Here is a 22,561-nt window from a genome sequence, read left to right on the forward strand (position 1 = left end):
ATTGATCGTTGCCTTAAACTGATTTACGGATAAGAATAGCATTGAGTTTTTCTCAATATGAGATGCAAATTTGTTGAAATTTAGATGAAGGAATAAACCAAATGTCTGTCATTGTGGGTGTTGGCGTTGTTATTGTAAATGAACATGGACAAGTATTACTAGGAAAACGCAGCAGTAAACATGCGCCATACTGGTCAATCTTTGGTGGTCATGTTGATGCCGGAGAAACTTTTGAGCAATGTGCAATCCGTGAAATTGCAGAAGAAACAGGCTTGACGATTCAGTCACCAAAAGTCTACGGTATTTGCAATAACCTTCAAACTTATCAACAGGAAGGAAAACACACTATTTCGGTGTGTTTACTGGCAAAACATGCAGGAGATGAACCGAAATTGATGGAACCAGAAAAATGTGAACAACTTATGTGGTGCAATCCTGATAATCTTCCTGAACCTCATTTTGAAGCCAGTCGGAATGCAATAAAAATGTGGCAAGAAAATAAATTTTATCTGACCGAATGAACTAACTTATGTTAGTTCAATTTCAAATAATCCTTTATGACATCTATTTACACTCTATAGACAAAAATGTATCTTTAAGCTAGTACAAAGAAACAATATACCAGCAGGAGTTAAATATGTCCATTGAGACAACCCAGAGTTTAAAACGCCCTCCCATACTGGGAGGTGCAATGATCATTGCCGGAACTGCTGTCGGTGCAGGAATGTTCTCTACTCCTGTGGTAACTTCTGGAGTCTGGTTTACTGGCTCAATTATTTTGCTGGTTTACACATGGGCGTGTATGTATTTTTCCGGCTTGATGATACTAGAAACCAACCTGAACTATCCATCAGGCGCCAGCTTCCATACCATGACTAAAGATTTACTCGGTAAAGGATGGAATGCCATCAATGGTATCTCTATTGCATTCGTGCTTTATATATTGACCTATGCCTATATTTCAGCGGGCGGCTCAATTATTGTCCACAACTTTAAAAATATTATTCCGATATCACAGGCAAATGCTGGCCTTATTTTCGCCTTTATCGTTGCACTTATTGTCTGGTTATCGACTCAAGCTGTGGATCGTCTGAGCACAATTTTGATCGGCGGTATGGTGATTACTTTTTTTATGTCCGCTGGCGGTATGTTTACCGAAGTTAAATATGTCATCCTGTTTAATCAGACGGATGCTATATCAAACGACACATCAACAAGTTATATGCCTTATGCTTTAGCCGCTCTGCCCTATTTACTGGTTTCATTCGGATATCACGGTAACATTCCAAGTTTAGTAAAATATTATCATAAAGATAGCAAAGCTGTTATTCGCAGCCTGTTATTCGGTACGTTAATCGCATTAGCTATTTACATCTTGTGGCAATATGTCATTCAGGGAAATATTCCCCGCGAAGTATTCAAACAGATTATTGCTGATGGAGGGAATATCGATGCTTTATTAAAGCACATGGATAATACAACAAACAGCGAAACCGTTCACCAGCTTCTAAATGCCTTTTCTTATATGGCATTAGCAAGTTCATTTCTTGGTGTCTCTTTAGGGCTATTTGATTACATAGCTGACTTCTTTGATTTTAAAGATAATAACACCGGCCGGTTAAAATCTGCATTAGTGACATTTATTCCACCAACAGCACTAGCTTTACTGTTCCCCAATGGTTTTCTATATGCTATTGGTTTCGCTGGATTCGCTGCAACTATCTGGGCTGTCATTATTCCAGCACTTATGGCTCGGGCAAGTCGCCAACGCTTCCCAGAAGCCAGCTACCGAGCGCCAGGAGGAAAATTCCTTATTGGGTTTGTCATCCTGTTTGGTCTGATAAATGCTATAGCTCATATTTTGTCCTCCATTGATTTATTACCTGTGTATCGTTGATATAAAACATTCTTACTACAACCCCAATGTAAAAAAACAGCGGGGTTTTTTAATCCCTACTTGCCTAATGCCCTGACTGCGAGTAATTTTGTCGCCGATTATTCTCTTGCAGTTTTATGGAAGGTTACATATGGCTAAAGCCAACGAAATTAAACGCGGTAGTGCCGTCAGTTATAATGGTAAATTACTGCTAGTCAAAGACATTGATATTCAAGCACCAAGCGCCCGGGGAGCTAGCACATTATATAAAATGCGCTTTACTGATATCCGCACCGGTCAGAAAGTGGAAGAACGTTTCAAAGGCGATGATATCCTTGATACGATCAGCCTGACTCGCCGTAGCGTTAACTTTTCCTATATTGATGGTGATGAATATGTTTTCATGGATGATGAAGATTTCACACCTTATCACTTTAAAAAGGAACAAATCGAAGAAGAGTTATTATTTATTCCCGAAGGTGGCCTGCCGGGCATGCAAGTTCTGACAATAGAAGGACAAGTCATTGCCCTTGAACTACCACAGACAGTCGATATGGTTATCGAAGAAACAGCCCCTGGAATTAAAGGCGCTTCAGCCAGTGCACGGACAAAACCTGCCAAAATGAGCACCGGACTCACCGTGCAAGTACCTGAATATATCAGTAGCGGGGAAAAAATCCGTATTCATATTGCAGAACGTCGCTATATGGGACGTTGCGATTAACAATATTATCTAATTCTGAGTTGCCCGGTATAAAACAGGGTAACTCACTTTAGCTATTCCATTAATTAAATCAGTCACCTACTTTCCCTTTAGCATTTAGAGATAATTTAAATTCTCAAATAAAATACAACATAAATTTGTCACTCATTCATTTTAGCAATGACAAATAAAATCCTTACTCCTCTTCTAAAATTTTTCTTAACATCAATTATAGAAAATTGTAACAACACCGATTTTATCTTTTCCTTTTATCCATTTAATCTCTGTTACCCCCATTTGGTGTGGTAAATAAAAATAAATATCATTTTGCAAATCGAGCTTTCGTCGTTGGGTAATTTTATGTCCCTTTCGCCAACAAGTGGTGTCAGCCCAGTTATCACGCCAATCAAAACGACACGGTGATTCAACGATCGCACCTGAAAAGCGAATAACCCCTGTATTTGATGTTGTTTCTGATCCGCTATTGACAAAACCAGGAATCATCAGAAAAAAGCAACCCATCATAACCCGGAACATAGACATAAAGCCCTCACCATAAAACAGCATCATTCGCTGCGATTTCCAAAAATGAAATCAACCTAGAAATCGGAAAAATTTATGAGTCTATGTATTGGTAACGGCTATTTTCGTTGTTTATTTATGATTTTTAGCGATTAAAGCTGATTAAGATATTTATATCCTCCAAAATTAGAATTATCAGAGATAATTATCAATAAATTAAGAATTTACAACCTTAAACACCACAACATCATTCAATAAAAACCCGCAGAATTGAACAGATATAGTTACCAAAGTAAATAAAAAATGAAGGAAAAAGCACAAGGTAGATAAAAAAACAACAAATTAACTTATGATTAAGAATTGTGACATTATTACTCAATATTTGTTATATTAACCAACATAATTGTAAGTTTAGTTACCACTTATTTTATTTTTAACAAATAGGTCTCCCATGACACGCAGTCACTCATTTACCATATTTATATTGAACCTGTTGGGGATTACTCTGTTTCTCTCTTGGTATTTACCAGAACAGCACGGTTTTTGGTTCAAAATCGACTCTGCAATCTTCCACTTCTTTAATGAGAAATTAATCCCAGGTTCAGTATTCACAGAATTTGTAGCATTTGTGAATATCAGGGCTTTCGATGCCATTTCGCTTTTATGTATGGGATTACTATATTACAACGCTTTTCGTAAACAGAATTACGATGGCAAACGCAGATTATTCATGATTGGTCTGGTCATGATAATAAGCGCAGTTATACTTAACCAAATCGGTCATCTACTCCCAGTTATCCGCCCAAGTCCAACATTAACCTTTGATCATATCAATCGTATTAGCGAAATGACCAATCTGGCAACAAAAGATGCATCAGGCGATAGCTTTCCAGGCGATCACGGATTAATGCTTCTGATTTTTAGCTGCTTTATCCTTCGCTATATCTCAGGTAGAGCATTCTGTATCGCATTATTGATCATGGTAATCTTTGCATTACCTCGTATCATGGCAGGAGCGCATTGGTTCACTGATATTGCCGTCGGCTCTTTATCACTGGTGCTAATCGGAACAAGTTGGCTACTATTAACACCATTAAGTGACATCATGATTAACTGGCTGGATAAGAATCTGCCACAAATTGGTCGCACAATTTAAGATCTTTCCCTTAAACTCTTTTTACCGAATAATATTGGGAAGATATTTAACCTTCCCAATAGCTCATAAAACCCACATAAATAACATAAATTAGCAACACTCCTGATCTCTCCTACTTAGAAATCTAATTTTTTGTAAATTATGTCATTAAATACTCGCCTTTTCCTGATTGTTTCTGTACTCTCGGTCTGAATGACATTTATTGTAAATATCGTTATAAAACGTGGCATCAGGCGCGTTTTTTCACCAAGCGCGTTGTTTACTCATTGTTTTTTCTAACACCAGGCTTCGAAGCGTTTGATATTTTTCAATAATAGCGACCAACTAAGGTAAGGATAGCAAGGGAAAACAAAAATAATGGTCAAGTCTCAACCGGCTCTGAGATACATTACGCGGCTGATACCCGCGCTGTTCGTAGCGATCACTTTATCCGCGTGCAGCTCGCCAGATTCATCAAGGTTTCGTAACACACAAACTGATACGCATGCAGTAAACGGTAAGAACGGCTTCTTACTTCAAGCGTCTCAGGATGAATTCGAAGCGCTTGTTCGTAATCTGGATATAAAATCTAAAATTCTTAGTCAATACAATGGCTGGAAGGGCGTTGCGTATCGACTCGGTGGCGATACTAAACGCGGTATAGATTGTTCTGGCTTTGTTCAACGTACTTTCCGCGATCAGTTTGGTATGGAACTGCCACGTTCAACATTTGAACAACAAAATATTGGCAAAAAAATCGACCGCTCAAAATTGCGCCCCGGCGATTTAGTCTTATTTAAGACAGGTGCACGAACCAGGCATATTGGCATCTATGTTGGCAATGACCAATTCGTCCATGCTTCTACCAGCAATGGTGTCGTCGTTTCCAACTTAAGCAGCACATACTGGAGCAAACGTTATTACGGCGGTCGTCGAGTCATCAGCAATAGCATGGTACCTAACGGCTGATGGTACCTAACGGCTGATTGTACCTAACGGATAAAAAGTACCTAACGGCTAAAAATTTTTCCCTTGCCCACAAAAAAGCGCCTCCATCAAAGGAAGCGCTTTTCGCGTTTATATCAGAATGGATAAAGCGCAGTTATCTTTTCAGCAATGGCAGCGCCAAGTGTCTTCAAACGACACATAACCGCACTTTCATCTTCACTATTAATAAATAAGCACGGTTGACCTTCCAACTCAATCACAGTGCTTCCGATTTGCATATCAGCAAGTGATTGCTGCAATTTTTGCATAACATTCCACGCAGCCCCGTCCTCGTGGCTGAGTAACTTCAACCCCATCAGGCTGCTCTCTGCATTCACTTCATCAACCGGAAGTGGCTCAACTTTGATACCCACAAAACCGGGTGACCACCTGTAACTTTGCGGCAGCCGATGTACTACCGAAAGCTGAATATTATTCACGAATCATTCCTACCTGAAAGAACATAGATACAAAAGTTAAAGTTAGCGGCTATCTTCAGGTGTTCTACTCGCCAAAACCGAATAACTAACCCCCAAAAAAGGTAAACGAAAAGTTAAATTTGTGTTTATAGTATTACATTAATTCCAAATTTCACCTTAGAAAAAGTGAGATCAATCTCTCATTTCTCATATATTTATACTTTTTTTAAAGAAAACTCAACTAATTTTTATGCAAAAACCCAACTTTATGTTTAATGATTATTTACATATTTTATTTTTTCAACTCAACACTTTAACATAAAAATCAAATAAGAACTGTAAAAACAAATAGATAACAATGTGTTTTATAAGGTATAATTAAAGACAACCTAATAATAACGCCATTTAATATTTGTTAATTTAACAAAAATACAACAAAGACTTATAATTACTATCAATGCATCAACAACAACTTATTCTCATGGCAGAACATTTCGGAATTTCCTTACAGTCAAAAGTTAGACTGTTAGCCCAACGGGAATACAAAAATCAACAAAACACAACAGCAATAATAAAAAAACAATGAAACAACAATAGTTTCACCTCGCCATAAATAGATCAGTACCACTATTTATAGCTATTAAGCACAACCAATTTTCAATTTACCGAAATATTCAGGAAAAATACTCTCTTTAATAAAATTATCGTTTTTAATGATAATTCCAGTGATACAGAAAATACTACTGATACCACAAACTCATTACAGCCTAATTATTTAATGGTAAATATTAAAATAAAAAAAACACCATAAGAATATGATTTAATAAATCATATTAAATCTTACCACTATCAATCAAGAATATATCAATGAAAGAAGATATACATTTTAGAATAAAATGGTTCCTCAATAATCTCTCATTAAATTATAACCGTAAAATATCATCAAAAATATTTTTCGCTTACAATAATTTTCTTTTTAAAGAAAAGGCTGCACATGAAAACAGCCTTCTGTTTTTATTTACCGACTCTTTTTTGTATATATAATAAACAGCACAGCTAAAATAACAGATAAAACCATAGAGCCAACCATTGGCCAGGCATTTTGTGCTGGTAACATGGCAAGTAATGCACCAACCAAGGCACTAATACCATAACGAATTGTACCCGCAAATGAAGACACCGTTCCGGCCATATGTGGGTAATCATCTAAAACCACCGCCATGACATTAGATGTAATCATAGAAATACCACATATATAAGCTGCAACACCGATGACCAAAGCAATAAAGCCAAAATCGAGTGTGGTAGACAGTAACAACCAGATCCCCATCACAAACTGCACACTCAAACCAAAATACATCATCTTCAACGCACCAAAACGTCGGACATAGCGACTATTTATTGTCGTCATTACAAACATAAATGCAATATTAAGCGCAAAGTAATAACCAAAGTGCTGAGGAGAAACACCATTTAACTCAATATAAACAAACGGCCCTGCACTGAGAAAAGAAAACATTCCCGCAAATGAAAAACTGCTGGCAAGAATATAGCAAAATACACGGCGCTGGCGAAATAACATAATAAACTGATTTACAGTTGTACGAAGATGAAATTTTTGTCTTTTCTCTCTTGGCAAAGTCTCTCTGATAAAGAAAGCAACGAGGAATACGGTAATAACAGCAGTTACCGCAATACTCCAGAAAATAGCATGCCATGTGAACCAAATCATTATCATGCCACCAAGAATTGGAGCAATTAATGGAGCAACAGTCATTACCAATATTACAAAAGACATGCTGCGCGAGAATTCATCTTTGGTGAACAAATCTCGCATTAGCGCATTAATGACAACCCCTGCGGCGGCTGCGGAGAAACCATGCAAAAAGCGCATATAAATAAAATCATCGATATTCTGAACCATTGCACATGCAGCCGAAGCTAGAGCAAATACAGCAACCCCACCCAGAATAACCGGCTTACGCCCCAAACTGTCAGCCATTGGACCATATATCATCTGACCGATAGCAAAACCAAGAATATAACTGCTCAGCGTCATCTGAACCTGCCCGCTATCTACACCGAAATCTTCGGCAACAGTCGGTAAACTCGGTAAATACATATCAATGGCAAGAGGCATTAACATAGAAAGCAGACCAAGGATTAAAATCAGTCCTAAATAGGATGATCGTTGTTGTTGCACGTATATTGCTCCAATAATTTAAAATAATTAACTAAAACTAGTACTAAGGAACATTGACACTGGCAATTTCTTGCTTAGTCAATGGCCGATACTCTCCTGGCTCCAATTCAGGATCTAAGATGATTTCGCCGATTCGCTCACGATGAAGCGCGGTTACCCGATTACCTACCGCGGCAAACATACGTTTTACCTGATGATAACGCCCTTCACTAATTGTCAGACGGACAACTTGAGGTTCCAGAATTTCCAGTTGGGCGGGTTTTGTCAGTGTCTTTTCACCATTAAGTTGAACACCTGCAAGAAATTTATCTGCCGTCTCTGCTGCAACCGGGCATTCAAGTGTAACTAGATATGTTTTTTCACAATGATGTTTTGGGGAAGTAATGCGATGAGACCATTGACCATCATCGGTTAGCAAAACCAGACCGGTGGTATCCATATCCAACCTACCAGCCGTATGTAATTTATGCGCTGCCGATTCATCAATAAAATAGAGAACGGTCGGATTTATCGGATCATCAGTGGAACAGACATACCCTTGTGGTTTATTTAGCATAAAATAACGAGGCCCTTGCTGCTGTTCCAATAACGAACCATCAAACATGACCTGTTGCTCTAGAGTTAATTTATAAGCTCCGGTTTTTATAATCTCATCATCAACAGTGATACGCCCCGCACGCAGCTCGCGTCCTACGTCATTCCGACTGATACCAAGCTGTTGTGACAAAAATTTATCCAATCGCATGGATGAAGACACCTGTATTAATTAATTTAAACATGAACGTAATCCACTACTATTTTGGCACTACCTCGGCACTACAATACAATGCCACCAAACAGTGCCACCAAACAGTGCCACCAAAAAAGAAGATGTGAAATTAACCCAAAAGATTTGAAAGCTAATCATAACTATGTTTACTATAAACAACAATTATCTATTTGTTATAACCAGTTATAGTTTCTCTCAATCAGATAATTATCTTACCTTGACTTCCGCCCACAGCAAATTAATAAGAAAAATGTTACTCTTTTACGAATATTTTTCTGTTACGGAACGATCATGACTTTTACTTTACGTCCCTATCAGCAAGAAGCCGTGGATGCCACTGTTAATCACTTCCGGCGCCATCATGAGCCTGCGATCATTGTATTGCCAACGGGAGCAGGTAAAAGCCTGGTTATTGCTGAACTGGCAAAATTAGCTCGTGGGAAAGTATTAGTATTAGCTCATGTAAAAGAATTAGTTGCACAGAACTACAGCAAATATTGCGCATACGGTTTACCCGCAGACATTTTTTCCGCCGGATTGCAGCAAAAACAAAGCACAGGAAAAGTGGTATTTGGTAGTGTACAATCTGTCGCCCGAAATCTTGAACATTTTGATAATCAATTCTCTTTACTGATAATTGATGAATGCCACCGCATTAGCGATGATGAAAACAGCCAATATCAGCAAATTATTCATCACCTTCGGCAAAATAACCCTCAATTACGTATTCTTGGCTTAACAGCAACACCTTACAGGCTGGCTATCGGCTGGATATATCAATATCACTATCACGGAATGATCCGTGGTGATGAAAACTGTTTTTTCCGCGATTGCATATATGAATTGCCCCTACGTTATATGATTAAACACGGTTTTCTGGTGCCCCCAAAACGGCTAGATATGCCAGTTATGCAATACGATTTCAGCCAAGTTCGCTCCAGTCAGCAAGGCATCTTCAATGAAACTGATTTAAATCACGAAATCAAACGACAAAAACGCATCACGCCTCATATTATCAGACAAATCATTGAATATTCCGCTGATCGCAAAGGCATTATGCTTTTTGCTGCAACTGTCGAACATGCCAAAGAGATTTTTCAATTACTCCCTTCCGGCCAAGCCGCATTAGTCAGCGCCGATACATCAACCGCTGATCGTGATCTGTTCATCGAAGCCTTTAAAACTCAGCAATTACGCTATATGGTTAACGTCGCCGTATTAACAACTGGATTTGATGCTCCCCATGTTGATCTGATAGCTATTCTGCGCCCTACTGAATCCGTCAGTTTATATCAGCAAATTATCGGTCGTGGTTTACGTTTATTTCCCGGCAAAAAAGATTGCCTGATTCTCGATTATGCAGGAAATCCTCACGATCTCTACACACCAGAAGTTGGCAGCAATAAACCGGATAAACAGAGCCAACCGGTTCAAGTATTCTGCCCTATCTGTAACTTCGCCAATATATTTTGGGGAAAATGCACCTCCGACGGTGAAATTATTGAACACTTCGGCCGCCGCTGTCAGGGTTGGGAAAAGGATCAATGCGGCAAACGCCGTCAATGTGAGTTCCGTTTTCGTTTTAAACTTTGCCCTCATTGCGGTGCAGAAAATGATATCGCAGCACGGCATTGCCATAGTTGCCAGGAGGTGCTGGTTGATCCTGACGATATGCTGAAAGCCGCATTGAAACTCAAAGACGCACTGGTGCTGCGTTGTGGTGGTATGCAGCTCATCCCTGAAATTGACAGTAAAGGAGAATGGCTGAAAATCATCTATTACGATGAAGATGGTGCTGATGTTTCCGAACGTTTTCGGCTTACCACCCCGGCCCAACGACGACTCTTTGAGTACCAATTTCTTCGTCAACATCAGCGTGCTCCGGCGATACCTTTTAACTGGAAAACAGCCTCAGATATCGTTCACCAGCAACCTTTATTACGTCATCCAGATTTTGTGGTCGCCCGTAAAAAAGGTCAATTCTGGCAGATTCGTGAAAAAATCTTTGATTACCAAGGACGTTTCCGACGAGCAGACGAATTGTACTAATAGATTCAGATTGGCCTATTCCATTTGCTGTAACCGCCATTTTTCGCTAGAATGCCGCCCGCTTAACCTACGTTAAGCCAAATCTCGAACCTGCTGCTGGGTCGCCTGTAGCAGGATTTATTTTCTTCTTAAAGAGAAAAAACAATGTTTACTATTAACGCAGAAGTACGTAAAGAGCAGGGTAAGGGTGCGAGCCGCCGCCTGCGTAGAGCTAACAAGTTTCCAGCTATCGTATACGGTGGCAACCAAGAGCCAGTTTCTATTGAACTGGATCACGATCAGGTTATCAATATGGAACACAAAGCTGAATTTTATAGCGAAGTTCTGACCCTGGTTATCGACGGTAAAGAAACTAAAGTTAAAGTGCAGGCAGTACAGCGCCATCCGTTTAAACCAAAACTGGCGCACATTGACTTCCTGCGTGCTTAATTAGCCACAGCCGAGCTTTTCGGGACGCCGAGTAAATAACGCCGCATTTGCGGCGTTATTTATTTTTGGGCCTCAATGACCGCTGCTACGGCGCTGTAACTGGTCACGTAAATTTGGTGGTGTACCTTTAATGGTTAAAGTATCCGTTGCTGGATCCCAGAAAATTCTCTCACCAAACAACATCGCATCAAAATTGATTGTTAATCCGCCACCACTGCCAGCAAATTTAGTTAGCTGACGCAGCGTACTGCGATCTGCCGGAAAACTCTCTTCCAGTTCATATCCCTGCTCTTGAGAAAACTGCTGAAAATTCTGTTCTCCAAACGAGGGTAATGCCTGAGACAACTCCTTAACTTCGATTTCCTCTCCCGCTTGCAATTGTTCATTACAATAGCTGTATACTTGCTGGCGATAGGCTTGACACTCATTCTTATCAAGCTGACCAGACTCACAATAATCATCAATTGCTTGTAACAGGCCCTTATTCTGAACCTTAGCATTCATACCTTCGCTGGCAGCAAGAAAATCCATAAAAAAATCTGAAACTTTGCGCCCTACTCGCCCTTTCAAGAATGTTAAATAACGGCTTGATTCAGGATTAGTTTCCCACTCCGTCAAATCTATACGAGCAACAATATCTGCGTGAGGAATATCCAGATAATGCGTGGTATTTAAATCCAGATTATCGTTAACCGACATACTGTTACAGCTATTAAGCACAGCAATCAATAAATACTCTACCGCCAGATAGCGATACTGACAAAACAGGACCGTTCCTCCCTCGGCAAACGGATATTTCGCCAGTTCATCCCTCAGACGCGCTGTTGCTGCACGACTGAACCCAAGAAAATCTTCATCACCTTTACGCTGATGTCTGAGCGCCTCTGCCAATTCACTTTCTTCATTAAATAAGCCGTAAGCTTTACTTTTTGCGCTGTATACCCGATGTAATTCAGCCATCATATCTTCCACCACTTGATCGGTGGCGAGTAAAGAATCACGCAACACAACATCTAATGTCTGTTCATCACGCTTGATTAATTGATGCAAGGCAATCTGATCTATTTGCAGACTCATTCTTTCTACTCCTTTCGCGGCTGACTTCATGCGTTTTGAAACACGCATTCAAACACCGATAACAAACGACTGCAATAAAAAACCCCGAAAGAAAATAGCGTTTCTCCATCTGCCATCAACTATAATTTACTGGCAGATATCAAAAAATTGCTAAAAATAGGTTATTACTGCAACATAATCTTAACCGTAAATTAATTTGCCACAAAAGAGCGGAAAATCACGCATCTATACGGTAAGATAATACGCTTTGTTAGTTCAGGAAGTTTAAATCTATGCCACAGTCATCTCGTTACAGTGACGAACACGTTGAACGCTTATTAACAGAACTAGTCAGTGTTCTGGAAAGGAACCGTACGCCGACAGACCTTTCTTTAATGGTACTGGGCAATATGGTAACAAATTTAATCAATACGAGTATATCTCCTGCACAGCGCAGACATATTGCTGACTCGTTTGCACACGCGCTTAAATCTTCGGTAAACGAAGATAAAGCCCATTAATTTTTAACTAAGACTACAATGTAAACAAAATATGGTAACTAGCCGTCAGCGTTATCGTGAAAAAGTTTCCCAAATGATTAGCTGGGGGCATTGGTTTGCCCTATTTAATATTCTGTTCAGTCTTGGATTAGGTAGCCGTTACCTGTTTGTTTCTGACTGGCCGAGCTCACTGTTCGGCCGAGTCTATGCTCTGGCTAGTTGGCTTGGGCACTTTAGTTTTATTGTTTTTGCCGTTTATTTGCTGATCCTGTTTCCACTGACATTTATTGTCATGTCACAGCGCCTGCTAAGGTTTCTTTCAGCTATTTTCGCCACAGCCGGGCTGACGCTGTTAATATTCGATATTGCCATATACAACCGTTTCCACCTTCACCTTACACCTTTAGTGTGGGATTTAGTGATCAATCCTGATCAAGGGGAACTCGCACGAGAATGGCAGCTAATGTTCATCTGTATTCCAGTCATTTTTCTGATACAGATGTTATTTGGTACCTGGAGTTGGCAGAAACTACGCAGCCTGAATCGGCAACGGCTTGGTAAACCATTAGCTGCTGTCTTTATTTCGGCTTTTTTAGCTTCTCATTTGATGTATATCTGGGCTGATGCGAATTTTTATCGCCCGATTACCATGCAACGTTCTAACCTGCCGCTCTCCTATCCAATGACAGCGCGTAAATTTCTTGAAAAACATGGGCTGCTCGATCAACAGGAATATCAGCGCCGCCTGATACAACAGGGTGATCCTGCTGCGCTGACAGTGGAATATCCACTTAATGATCTGACTTATCAGGATAAAGGAAGCGGATACAACCTGTTAATACTGGTGGTTGATAAACTGGATAATAGAGATATTACAGAGAATATGCCTGTGCTTTCTCATTTCAGAGAAACCAACATTCGGTTCAATCAACATTTCAGTACTGGGATTCAAAATGATACCGCTCTATTCGGGTTGTTTTATGGTATTTCTTCTGGTTATCTGGATGGAATACTGTCTGGACGTAAATCATCAGCCCTAATTGATGCGCTAACGCATCAGGGATATCAATTCGGCCTATTCTCTTCTGTAGGGTTTGGTACTCCGCTTTATCGTCATGCATTACTTTCCGACTATTCATTGCCCACCGAGATCAACCAAAGTAACCAACTCACGATCGAACAATGGCAGCAATGGCTAAATTTACCCAATACTAACGCTCCGTGGTTCTCCTTCTTGAGGCTAAGTGGCTTGGATAAAATAGATTCAGTAGGTAATGCTGCTGCTCTTGATGGTCAGATTAATACTGTGCTAGAGATACTAAAAAACAAAAACGCACTGAACAATACTGTCATTGTTATTACTGCTGAACACAGTGAAATCGCCGCTACACATCCACCTAGATGGATAAACAATGGCAGATTTAATCGTGCTCAAATGCATGTTCCATTGCTGATTCATTGGCCAGGAACACCATCACAGACAATTAATAAACTGACCAGTCATCAGGATGTCATGACAACATTAATGCAACGTTTATTGCATGTCAGCAATACTCCTGCTGATTATTCTCAAGGCCAAGATCTATTTGCAGCACAGCGTGATAATCCGTGGGTGATTACTGGTGATGATGGCTCCTTAATCATTACAACCAGCGAAAATACCCTATTCCTGGATAAAAATGGTGACTATCACTTATATGATCTGGAAGGCAACGAAATCAAAGATGCTAAACCCAATCTAGCGCAACTATTACAGATATTAACCGAGGTTAAACATTTTATAGCTAATTAAATGCTTAAAAATCAATCGGTCACAAAATTCAGCACTTGCTTTTAGATAAAAAATCAGTACTATACTAGGAATTATCGGCATGTAGCGCAGCTTGGTAGCGCACCGTCATGGGGTGTCGGGGGTCGGAGGTTCAAATCCTCTCATGCCGACCAAATTTCCCCAGAAAAACCAACCAATTAGGGTTGGTTTTTTTATGGGTGGGATTTACTTGGTGTAAAATGCCTCTCGCCCGACTTCACTCACTTAAGTATCTCCGGCCACTCAACATCAGGCGCTTGTAAAATATCTACACGAGCGAGTAATACTCTGTATCTTTTCCACTCCAGCAAAGCGGCTTTTTCTGCTGCGTTAGCCATTTCAAGGTCAACCGAGTCTTGCAGCAACGAGAGTGTTTCATTTGCCTGTCTTAACAGTTCTGCTTTCTTCTGTTTTGCTTCCTCAATCTGATGGGATTGGAGAAGGTCTTTATCAACTACCCACTCTTTACCATCCCATCTATCGTAATCGGTATCAGGTTTCTTGAATGTCAGAATTTCTGGCAGCTCACCCAATTCGGTAACTTCTTGCTGTGCACGAGTTTGTTTGTTGTAAGCTATTTTCCCTCGGTGGTCAGGGACAATTTCCCAACGCTTACCGTCTTCACTGCGACAAACAGCCATATCATCAGAATTGGGAAGATCTGGCGCATCAGGATAAGCACCCGCTGACAAACTGACACCCAACATGACATATTCAATATCAGAGTGTGTGAATTCTCGTGTAATTTGATTAGTGTGATAAACTTTTATCCAGCCTGCCTGAATTGCTAAATCATCTTGACCCAATACGGCTGTTTCACGTTCTAAAGCATATTTTTGTTCAGTCATTATGCTGCTCTCACTATGTAATTAAAAGCGACGTTGCGGGGGCGGGTTTCGTTTGCTATTACTTGAGCTTCAGCAATGTTGCCTGTATACGTATTTTGATCAAGTGAACGTGAGTAGTTCCCGCCGGATTCTGTATACCAGCCCGCATTCCCTGTAAGCACAAGGTCTTCAACTGATTGTTTTGAAATCACTTTGTAATGTGTGTGATCTTGAATGCCGCCCTGCTGCCATGTTCCGCACACACGCCCCGGATCGACACCACGGCTATCATCCCATCCTCGAATAAATTCACCTCTTAAATCAGGCAATCTGCCGTTAGGATAAGCTTCCGCTAACTTCGGATATAAAGATTTATCAAATGTCTGACCGTTACATGTTAAGTAGCCAACTGGAGGGTATTTGTGGGGATACGGCATTGGAACACCAACAGGGATATTGTCATAACGTGCATCAAAATTTTGGTAATCTGCGGGAATAATTTTTCCAGCCGAGAAAAGCTCAACATTATTAGATGACAATCGATGTGAATAAAATAAACACCCATTTTTATCTCCACACTCGAAAATAGTTTTTCTGTTATTTGAATCGCTCCATACGAATAGATTGATCTGACTCTCAGCATTTTCACTAGATGAAATACGCAAATTTTTCTCTGGATTTATTCCCACGCTCAGCACATTTTGCACATTCAGTCCCGCTTTGATTATCCCCCCATTGACCGATACTGCATTTCTTGCCAATTCCACCGTTTCCGATAAACCCAAATTTTTCACAAACTCATTTTTATCAGGAATATCTGCACCATTTTGGTTTTTGGACAACCTACTGTTAGCATTATTATTTACATCGGAAACAAGCTTCTGAGTTGCTGCCAGTGTATTACTATTACCAACCATCTCTGTAAGCTGAGTTATGCCTTTCTGTGCTAATGAAGCATTTGGCACTTCGGTTGCAATTTTTTGTTCTAAGGCTCCATTTAATTGGGCAGCGAGTTTAACTATATCCCCATCGTCCAAAACATCATTGCCGGAATAGGTTGCAATAAAATTAGACACAACAGATGCTATTGTTGACGACTGACGTAATACCTTATTAAGCAAATGAACAGTAATATTATCTGGTGGAAATCCAGTTTTTAAACTCTGACTTTCTTCATATCTTTCTTGACTCACTACATTTGCATTATTATTAATAGAAAAAGCTTTAAAATCATTTTTGTGATTCATATACCTTCCTTAAATCAGATAATAATATTTCATAATCAATATATTTAAATCATTTTAAAAATAATCCCCTTGTAACTCATACCAATCAAAGTCTAACTCAGAAAAATAATAATGCGTTGTTATTATTTCTTATAAGGTTAACTATTTTTGTATAATTAACAGTAACGGTAATTCAATATTTTTGAATCGAAAATACATTCATAAATATATATTCAACATCTGGAAACTATATTTCTTTTATTCCTTCTATCTATTCCTGCAATTCTCTCTACTTAAATTTCCACTCTAAATCTTTACCCTAACACCTAATCTACCGTGTTCAAGAATATCATAATCTTATCAATGCACTTGAGTCTCCAGTTCTGAAAACATATAGGGAAATATAAGTGTTGACGATAAAATATCTATAAAAAATAATCTCCCATACCAGTTTATAGCAACTCATGCATGGGATGACATGAATGAAAAAATGATCTAATACTCAGAAAATCCCTCTTTATGTGGTTTACTGCGATCCTGTGCATAGACAAAAATATAACCCTATTTCTCAGGGCTATATTTTTTTAATTAATTCTGATCTGTCAAAGAGATTTATTGTTTGCTATAAGCCAAGTTTTGAGTGAGAACCAAGACGGACAAGACTCAATGTTCTTGCATCGCTTTTTTAATGAATTAGTATCAAGTCAGACTTGACATGACAACCACAAAAATCCCTTCAATCCCCAGAAAGAACATAATCGCAATATTTCAGCTCCAACAAACTATCAAAAGCTAACACCAACAATTTCAGAGGATTTCAGAGTTAAGCCATCCTTGGCTTAGAGCTACCATTGATTAGGCAAACTGAGAAATTTCTCCCTATGGATAACTAAATAGCCTGCTCTCTGGGCAAGCTCCATAAATGTATCAAGGGTTAATACCTCTTCATCAGAATGTAATATCTTTTGACTGGCTACGGTTCCATTTTCGAATATCATTAAGATTCGTCCATTAAATGACAAGTCAGAAATCATCGAACTGTGATCACTTCCCTTATTACGAATTGCCGGCAGTACTTCACCAGTTACCCACTTACGGAACTGATGAGGAACAGAACCTTGTTTAATTGCATCACGACAACGAAGTACTAAAGTATACATTCCAGATTCACTGACAATATTAATATCTCCTTGACGCCCTATGTTGAACACAGACCGCTCATCATCATCCAATCTTCCAATGGCTTGCGAGATGTTTCGAATTTCCAGAGCAGAACAAATATCATGAGCAACAAACCACAGCTCATTATCTTTATTGATCACACGAATTTCATGAAACCCGAATTTGAATGTAGTGAAATTGCTTTCAGCATTAATTTTAGCTAATGCGCTCATATAGTCACCTCGCTACTCAAGAGTTTTGATATTTTCAGTCAAAAAAACTTGCTCACAACACTCTCTGAATCATCATCTTTAGCAACAGTTATGATTTTATGCTCAAATAAACCTTGTTAAAGTTTATCTTGATAACCAACTCAATTCTTTTTACCCAATCGATGATAGCTCCACGTTTTAGATAACAGTGAGTCTGCTTACTATTATTAATAATGTCCCACATGGTAAGGCAAAAAAGGAAAAAGATTTTTATCGAGTATATTCAATAATCAAATTCTGTTATAAAAAATTATCTTGCAAAAATATTATATGCTGATTTCAAGTCAGACTTGTTAACCAATGTTAACAAAACCATTATAAGAATGGCCTGTTTATTCAGGCCACTGTCATTATTTTGGTTGCTCTGGCCATTCAATATCAGAAGCCTGTGAAATATCAATCCTGCTCAACATTACTCTATACTTCTTCCATGCCAATAGAGTCGTTTCCTCTTCTTTAGTCGCAATCCCTAAATCAACAGCATCTTGTAATGGTGCTATCTGCTGGCTAGCCTCTACAATAAATTGTTGCTTTTTACTTTCAATATACTGCTGCAATTCTTCCCTTGTTGGTGGAGGGATATCAGCCCATTCCGGTAAACCATTTTGACCTGCTATACGATATTTTCCTTCCGGTGCATTATTCGCGGCGTATTCTTGATAAATATCAAGACCAACTTCAATAATATCATCGGGCAATGAACCAGAAGCAATATACTTTTGTTGCAACTCTATGGGGTAAAATGCGTTTGTTTTGGCACTATAATAATACATTTTTTCTTCTCCTTAATGACCAATAGAAAAAAAATAAACACTACTTACATCATTATCACGGTAATTTGATGAAACAGAAACATGTATCTGAGACTTATCTAATGGTTTTCCATAAGCAGAAGTATCAATATTTTTGTTTGGTGCTGATGAAATAGCTGTTACATGAAGCGATAATAACCCATTTGGAAATGAAATAGGCAAATTTACAATTTTTCCCTGATTATCATCAATAGGTACATTACCCCATTGATAAATCATTCCAGTATCACCACATCTCCACCATCCATTTACTGATAATATCGCTTTATTACGATCATCTTCCGTTAAAATTCTTTTTTTACCTTTAAACTTACCATCTTTGTCAAATGCATACGTATGTATTCCAAACCCCTCTTGACCTCCAGATGTACTACCGTATTCAAACGAAATTCCTCTTGAGTGCTGAATCCCCGCACTAGGGTGAGCTACATGAATTGCCAAGCCACCTAAGTCCGCCCAACCATTTGGACGCAAGAAACCTGACAATGACAAATCCCGCAGAGATTGATCGTCAAATAAATTTGCTGTCTTAGATAAGATACAACCAGATGTTTTTGTATTCGTATTTAACCGAATAAATCGATTATCAGATTCTACTTCTACTTTGATCTTTTGTTCTAATGCTTTATTTAATTGTGTAGTAAGTTTCGTTATATTACCATCATCCAAAACATCACTGTTAGATTCTGTCGCAATAAAATCGGCTACAACAGATGATATGGTTGATGTTTGCCGCAATACTTTATTTAATATGTGATTAGGAAGATACCGATCATCTGGAAACCCAACCTGTAACCTCGGATATGCTTCATAATCTAGTTGATTGGGTACATTAGCGTTATTACTGGTAGCAAAAGCTTTAAAATCATTTTTGGTACTCATATACATCTCCTTAAATTAAATAACATGATTTCATAATAAACATATTGAGCTATCAATAAAGGTGATTTATCATAATTAAGATCAATAACCCCCAAAATTATAATCAAAACATTCCAAAACTCATTGTATTCAACTTCACCTTCAATCTTTTTTTAGTTACGAACACAACATTACAGTATTTTAATTATAACACCAACAAAACGGACTGAGTAAAAGACCACCTCACCAAGAGGTGGTTTTAGAATAACAACTGAAAATAAAAATCATTTATTTTTCCACTGTAAACATATATCAATATTCTGTTAAAAACCAAAACGTAAAGATTTACTTAAAACATATTTAATAATTAAACTCCTGTTATAGACGATTGTCTTTCAACAACATTACATGCTGATTTTAAGTTAGACTTATGACCTAACATTAAATAAAATATTGTATGAATGGTCTATTTATTCTGCCCATTCTCATTATTTTGGTTGCTCCGGCCATTCAATATCAGGAGCCTGTGAAATATCAATTCTGTTCAGCATTACTCTATACTTCTTCCATCCCAACAGAGCCGCCTCCTCTTCTTTAGTCGCAATCCCTAAATCAACAGCATCTTGTAATGGTGCTATCTGCTGGCTAGCCTCTACAATAAATTGTTGCTTTTTACTTTCAATATACTGCTGCAATTCTTCCCTTGTTGGTGGAGGAATATCAGCCCATTCCGGTAAACCATTTTGACCTGCTATACGATATTTTCCTTCTGGTGCATTATTCGCGGCGTATTCTTGATAAATATCAAGACCAACTTCAATAATATCATCAGGCAATGAACCAGAAGCAATATAATTTTGTTCCAATTCTATGGGATAGAATGAATTTGTCTTTGCACTATAAAAATACATAATTAATATCCTATCGCCACATATCTCACAAAATTACTTGCTAACTGGTATGCAGAATTTCTGCATGTCACAATAAATTGACTTGCAGAAACAGGTAAAGCAGCAACTCCAGCACCAAAATTTTCAAACTCAGAATATGTTGCAACGATCTGGAAACAAGCATTAGGGAATGAAATCGGGAAATTTCTGTAATCATTTATAGCCCCACAGCCGTTTGCCTGGCCCCACTGGATAATTATTCCAGTATCACCACATTTCCACCAACCATTCACAACCTTATTAGCCGTATTCACATTAAGATTACAACACTTGGCAATTTTTTTGTCTAATACGCTTTTGAATTGTGCAGTGATTTTAGTTACATTGCCATCATCCAAAACATCAGTGCCAGATTCTGTCGCAATAAAATCAGCTACAGCAGATGATATGGTTGATGCTTGACGTAATATCTTATTTAGGATGTGGTTAGGAATATACTGATTGTCTGGAAAACCAACCAGTAAATTCGGATATGTTTCATAGTTTTGTTGACTGGGTACATTAGCATTACTACTGATAGCAAAAGCTTTAAAATCATTTTTGACACTCATATACATCCCCTTAAATTAAATAACATGATTTCATCATAAACATATTGAACTATCACTAAAGATGATTTTTCACCATTCACATCGATAATAGTCTAGTTTAGAAAAATAATAATGAAATATTTTTATAACTAAAAGGAGTAACTATTTTTATATAATTAGCAACAATAAACAATCCGATACATTGCAATCAAAAACATCCCTAAAATCATTATATTCAACATTGTAAATTATTATTTTTCATCTCTTTATTTTTATATTGAATTCTTTTTTCTTTAAGTCACAAATATAACCTTCCAATATTTTAATTATAACATCAACAAAATTACCTGAATAAATAGGCTATTCATATATAGCCAAAATTCATATTTAAATTCTGGCTATATTCTTAAAGTATTCACCAAAGGATTACTGTATCAGACAATCCAATAAATAAGTACCAGACTATACCTTATACACCTAAATAAATTACCGGTATCATACTGACATTTAATGGGCGGTTTTCGTCTGCCGTTGGTACTACCTTCGATGCATCAAAAGTGGCATATGCTGAATATCCATGATCACTACTAGCATTCGTTCCCGCAGCAATGACTGTTGCTGTACTCGTAACACCATAAAATGCGCCACTAGTACGAGTAAAAAGCCCATGCCCCTGCCATCCCACATTACCTGTAATATTTCTAATCGCATCTCCCTGTACCACACCAGGCTGCAAACCAGCACGCACAAATATTCCTCGTCCATCAACAAACAGATTAGGAAGATTGATTTTGTTACCAGTCTGTTTAATTCCCCATGCAGTCTTATATGCATTGGATAAATTATTTAATGCTATACCAACAACAGAATCAATTGTGTAAGCAGCACCATTCGCAATATACTCTCCTTTAGCTAAATCCGATGCTGGATGTGCAGATAAATAGATATCACCCGGCCGCTTAGCGCCAACATTGAAAATTTTACTGAATTGTGCAGTGAGTTTAGTTATATCACCATCATCCAAAACATCCTCGCCAGATTGCTCCGCAATAAAATTAGCCAAGACAGATGCCATTATTGACGTTTGACGCAATACTTTATTTAACACATGGGTGGGAACACTATATGGTGGAAATCCAGTCAACAATTCCGGAGTCTCTTCATATAGTTGCTGGCTTACTACATTAGCATTATTACTAGTAGAAAAAGCTTTAAAATCATTTTTAGCGCTCATACATCCCCTTAGATCAAATGATATTATTTTATGAATCATTATATAAATTATTTATATTAATTCATGTGAATTAAAATCCAGCTCATAAAAACAATAATTAAATATTCTTGTAATTTAGAGTATTGGCTATTTTTTTCATAATTAGTTGAAATAAGTAATTCAATACTAGAAAATCACTCTTATCTCGCCCATTATAACTTCCTATTACAATTTTTCTATTTCAAATTCCA

At 38.2% G+C, this 22,561-nt stretch carries 21 protein-coding genes, 1 tRNA gene and 1 pseudogene; 10 read left to right on the plus strand and 13 right to left on the minus strand.

All coding sequences use genetic code 11. The features are described 5' to 3' along the window. The first annotated feature begins 101 nt into the window (after window positions 1-101). The 3 genes from BA1DRAFT_RS06630 (at window position 102) to yeiP (ending at window position 2,600) form a co-directional block, all read left to right on the plus strand. Complete coding sequence (locus BA1DRAFT_RS06630) at window positions 102-521, plus strand: nucleotide triphosphate diphosphatase NUDT15 (protein ID WP_036777294.1); 420 nt, start codon at window positions 102-104, stop codon at window positions 519-521. Between the two features lie 116 nt (window positions 522-637). Next, window positions 638-1,897 carry a tryptophan permease gene (gene mtr / locus BA1DRAFT_RS06635; protein WP_036777296.1) on the plus strand — a complete coding sequence of 420 codons (1,260 nt, stop codon included), beginning with the start codon at window positions 638-640 and terminating at the stop codon, window positions 1,895-1,897. Window positions 1,898-2,027: 130 nt separating this feature from the next. Next, a complete protein-coding gene (gene yeiP, locus BA1DRAFT_RS06640; RefSeq protein ID WP_036777297.1) occupies window positions 2,028-2,600 on the plus strand; it encodes an elongation factor P-like protein YeiP in 573 nt (190 codons plus the stop codon). Window positions 2,601-2,804: 204 nt separating this feature from the next. Here the strand turns inward: yeiP and BA1DRAFT_RS06645 are convergent, their stop codons facing one another. After that, on the minus strand, window positions 2,805-3,149 hold the full coding sequence (locus BA1DRAFT_RS06645) for a hypothetical protein (RefSeq protein WP_235200984.1): 345 nt from the start codon (window positions 3,147-3,149) through the stop codon (window positions 2,805-2,807). A 403-nt stretch (window positions 3,150-3,552) separates the two neighbouring features. Here BA1DRAFT_RS06645 and BA1DRAFT_RS06650 point away from each other — a divergent pair, with 403 nt between their 5' ends. Both BA1DRAFT_RS06650 and mepS read left to right on the plus strand, forming a co-directional pair. Next, window positions 3,553-4,257: a phosphatase PAP2 family protein gene (locus tag BA1DRAFT_RS06650; protein WP_036777299.1), complete on the plus strand. Its 705-nt coding sequence runs from the start codon at window positions 3,553-3,555 to the stop codon at window positions 4,255-4,257. A 357-nt stretch (window positions 4,258-4,614) separates the two neighbouring features. Further along, complete coding sequence (gene mepS, locus BA1DRAFT_RS06655; RefSeq protein WP_036777301.1) at window positions 4,615-5,205, plus strand: bifunctional murein DD-endopeptidase/murein LD-carboxypeptidase; 591 nt, start codon at window positions 4,615-4,617, stop codon at window positions 5,203-5,205. A gap of 113 nt (window positions 5,206-5,318) precedes the next feature. Here mepS and BA1DRAFT_RS06660 read toward each other — a convergent pair whose 3' ends face one another. The 3 genes from BA1DRAFT_RS06660 to rsuA form a co-directional block, all read right to left on the minus strand. Continuing rightward, entirely contained in the window at window positions 5,319-5,663 is a 345-nt protein-coding gene (locus tag BA1DRAFT_RS06660) for a YejG family protein (protein ID WP_036777304.1), read from the minus strand. A gap of 997 nt (window positions 5,664-6,660) precedes the next feature. Then, window positions 6,661-7,845, minus strand: coding sequence for a Bcr/CflA family multidrug efflux MFS transporter (locus tag BA1DRAFT_RS06665; protein WP_036777306.1), 1,185 nt, complete (start codon window positions 7,843-7,845; stop codon window positions 6,661-6,663). A 43-nt stretch (window positions 7,846-7,888) separates the two neighbouring features. Further along, window positions 7,889-8,590 (minus strand): 16S rRNA pseudouridine(516) synthase RsuA, encoded by a 702-nt coding sequence (gene rsuA / locus BA1DRAFT_RS06670; protein WP_036777307.1) that lies wholly within the window; start codon window positions 8,588-8,590, stop codon window positions 7,889-7,891. A 315-nt stretch (window positions 8,591-8,905) separates the two neighbouring features. Here rsuA and radD point away from each other — a divergent pair, with 315 nt between their 5' ends. Both radD and rplY read left to right on the plus strand, forming a co-directional pair. After that, a complete protein-coding gene (radD, locus tag BA1DRAFT_RS06675; RefSeq protein ID WP_036777309.1) occupies window positions 8,906-10,663 on the plus strand; it encodes a DNA repair helicase RadD in 1,758 nt (585 codons plus the stop codon). A gap of 144 nt (window positions 10,664-10,807) precedes the next feature. Further along, window positions 10,808-11,092, plus strand: a complete 285-nt coding sequence (gene rplY / locus BA1DRAFT_RS06680; protein WP_036777310.1) for a 50S ribosomal protein L25 — start codon at window positions 10,808-10,810, stop codon at window positions 11,090-11,092. A gap of 72 nt (window positions 11,093-11,164) precedes the next feature. Here the strand turns inward: rplY and yejK are convergent, their stop codons facing one another. Beyond that, window positions 11,165-12,169, minus strand: a complete 1,005-nt coding sequence (yejK, locus tag BA1DRAFT_RS06685; RefSeq protein WP_036777312.1) for a nucleoid-associated protein YejK — start codon at window positions 12,167-12,169, stop codon at window positions 11,165-11,167. A gap of 272 nt (window positions 12,170-12,441) precedes the next feature. On the opposite strand from yejK, the gene BA1DRAFT_RS06690 reads away from it, so the two are divergent. The 3 genes from BA1DRAFT_RS06690 (at window position 12,442) to BA1DRAFT_RS06700 (ending at window position 14,592) form a co-directional block, all read left to right on the plus strand. After that, entirely contained in the window at window positions 12,442-12,669 is a 228-nt protein-coding gene (locus tag BA1DRAFT_RS06690; protein WP_011147091.1) for a YejL family protein, read from the plus strand. A 31-nt stretch (window positions 12,670-12,700) separates the two neighbouring features. After that, a complete protein-coding gene (yejM, locus tag BA1DRAFT_RS06695) occupies window positions 12,701-14,440 on the plus strand; it encodes an LPS biosynthesis-modulating metalloenzyme YejM (RefSeq protein WP_036777315.1) in 1,740 nt (579 codons plus the stop codon). Window positions 14,441-14,515: 75 nt separating this feature from the next. Then, window positions 14,516-14,592 (plus strand) — tRNA-Pro (locus tag BA1DRAFT_RS06700). Window positions 14,593-14,679: 87 nt separating this feature from the next. Here the strand turns inward: BA1DRAFT_RS06700 and BA1DRAFT_RS06705 are convergent. From BA1DRAFT_RS06705 to BA1DRAFT_RS06740, 8 genes and pseudogenes are all read right to left on the minus strand, one after another. Beyond that, window positions 14,680-15,306 carry a tail fiber assembly protein gene (locus BA1DRAFT_RS06705; protein ID WP_036777318.1) on the minus strand — a complete coding sequence of 209 codons (627 nt, stop codon included), beginning with the start codon at window positions 15,304-15,306 and terminating at the stop codon, window positions 14,680-14,682. Further along, window positions 15,306-16,532 (minus strand): phage tail protein, encoded by a 1,227-nt coding sequence (locus BA1DRAFT_RS21215; RefSeq protein WP_051560682.1) that lies wholly within the window; start codon window positions 16,530-16,532, stop codon window positions 15,306-15,308. Before BA1DRAFT_RS21215 ends, BA1DRAFT_RS06705 begins: the two co-directional genes overlap by 1 nt. A 1,028-nt stretch (window positions 16,533-17,560) precedes the next feature. Continuing rightward, window positions 17,561-17,905 (minus strand): annotated as a pseudogene (locus BA1DRAFT_RS24355) (BRO-N domain-containing protein); the annotation flags it as partial. Window positions 17,906-18,294: 389 nt separating this feature from the next. Then, entirely contained in the window at window positions 18,295-18,717 is a 423-nt protein-coding gene (locus BA1DRAFT_RS06720; RefSeq protein ID WP_036777319.1) for a tail fiber assembly protein, read from the minus strand. 12 nt (window positions 18,718-18,729) lie between these two features. After that, entirely contained in the window at window positions 18,730-19,638 is a 909-nt protein-coding gene (locus BA1DRAFT_RS23945; protein WP_051560683.1) for a gp53-like domain-containing protein, read from the minus strand. A gap of 467 nt (window positions 19,639-20,105) precedes the next feature. After that, complete coding sequence (locus BA1DRAFT_RS06730; protein WP_036777322.1) at window positions 20,106-20,528, minus strand: tail fiber assembly protein; 423 nt, start codon at window positions 20,526-20,528, stop codon at window positions 20,106-20,108. A 2-nt stretch (window positions 20,529-20,530) separates the two neighbouring features. Beyond that, a complete protein-coding gene (locus tag BA1DRAFT_RS06735) occupies window positions 20,531-21,118 on the minus strand; it encodes a gp53-like domain-containing protein (protein WP_036777324.1) in 588 nt (195 codons plus the stop codon). Between the two features lie 448 nt (window positions 21,119-21,566). Then, window positions 21,567-22,331, minus strand: coding sequence for a hypothetical protein (locus BA1DRAFT_RS06740; RefSeq protein ID WP_036777333.1), 765 nt, complete (start codon window positions 22,329-22,331; stop codon window positions 21,567-21,569). Window positions 22,332-22,561: the final 230 nt, after the last annotated feature.

Source organism: Photorhabdus aegyptia, from assembly GCF_000612035.1.
GTDB lineage: Bacteria > Pseudomonadota > Gammaproteobacteria > Enterobacterales > Enterobacteriaceae > Photorhabdus > Photorhabdus akhurstii.

Excerpts from the sequence above, each read along its gene's own strand:
- BA1DRAFT_RS06630 (WP_036777294.1), top strand. The coding sequence starts at position 102 with ATGTCTGTCATTGTGGGTGTTGGCGTTGTTATTGTAAATGAACATGGA.
- mtr (WP_036777296.1), top strand. The coding sequence starts at position 638 with ATGTCCATTGAGACAACCCAGAGTTTAAAACGCCCTCCCATACTGGGA.
- yeiP (WP_036777297.1), top strand. The coding sequence starts at position 2,028 with ATGGCTAAAGCCAACGAAATTAAACGCGGTAGTGCCGTCAGTTATAAT.
- BA1DRAFT_RS06645 (WP_235200984.1), bottom strand. The coding sequence starts at position 3,149 with ATGATGCTGTTTTATGGTGAGGGCTTTATGTCTATGTTCCGGGTTATG.
- BA1DRAFT_RS06650 (WP_036777299.1), top strand. The coding sequence starts at position 3,553 with ATGACACGCAGTCACTCATTTACCATATTTATATTGAACCTGTTGGGG.
- mepS (WP_036777301.1), top strand. The coding sequence starts at position 4,615 with ATGGTCAAGTCTCAACCGGCTCTGAGATACATTACGCGGCTGATACCC.
- rsuA (WP_036777307.1), bottom strand. The coding sequence starts at position 8,590 with ATGCGATTGGATAAATTTTTGTCACAACAGCTTGGTATCAGTCGGAAT.
- radD (WP_036777309.1), top strand. The coding sequence starts at position 8,906 with ATGACTTTTACTTTACGTCCCTATCAGCAAGAAGCCGTGGATGCCACT.
- rplY (WP_036777310.1), top strand. The coding sequence starts at position 10,808 with ATGTTTACTATTAACGCAGAAGTACGTAAAGAGCAGGGTAAGGGTGCG.
- yejK (WP_036777312.1), bottom strand. The coding sequence starts at position 12,169 with ATGAGTCTGCAAATAGATCAGATTGCCTTGCATCAATTAATCAAGCGT.
- BA1DRAFT_RS06690 (WP_011147091.1), top strand. The coding sequence starts at position 12,442 with ATGCCACAGTCATCTCGTTACAGTGACGAACACGTTGAACGCTTATTA.
- yejM (WP_036777315.1), top strand. The coding sequence starts at position 12,701 with ATGGTAACTAGCCGTCAGCGTTATCGTGAAAAAGTTTCCCAAATGATT.
- BA1DRAFT_RS06705 (WP_036777318.1), bottom strand. The coding sequence starts at position 15,306 with ATGACTGAACAAAAATATGCTTTAGAACGTGAAACAGCCGTATTGGGT.
- BA1DRAFT_RS21215 (WP_051560682.1), bottom strand. The coding sequence starts at position 16,532 with ATGAATCACAAAAATGATTTTAAAGCTTTTTCTATTAATAATAATGCA.
- BA1DRAFT_RS06720 (WP_036777319.1), bottom strand. The coding sequence starts at position 18,717 with ATGTATTATTATAGTGCCAAAACAAACGCATTTTACCCCATAGAGTTG.
- BA1DRAFT_RS23945 (WP_051560683.1), bottom strand. The coding sequence starts at position 19,638 with ATGAGTACCAAAAATGATTTTAAAGCTTTTGCTACCAGTAATAACGCT.
- BA1DRAFT_RS06730 (WP_036777322.1), bottom strand. The coding sequence starts at position 20,528 with ATGTATTTTTATAGTGCAAAGACAAATTCATTCTATCCCATAGAATTG.
- BA1DRAFT_RS06735 (WP_036777324.1), bottom strand. The coding sequence starts at position 21,118 with ATGAGTGTCAAAAATGATTTTAAAGCTTTTGCTATCAGTAGTAATGCT.
- BA1DRAFT_RS06740 (WP_036777333.1), bottom strand. The coding sequence starts at position 22,331 with ATGAGCGCTAAAAATGATTTTAAAGCTTTTTCTACTAGTAATAATGCT.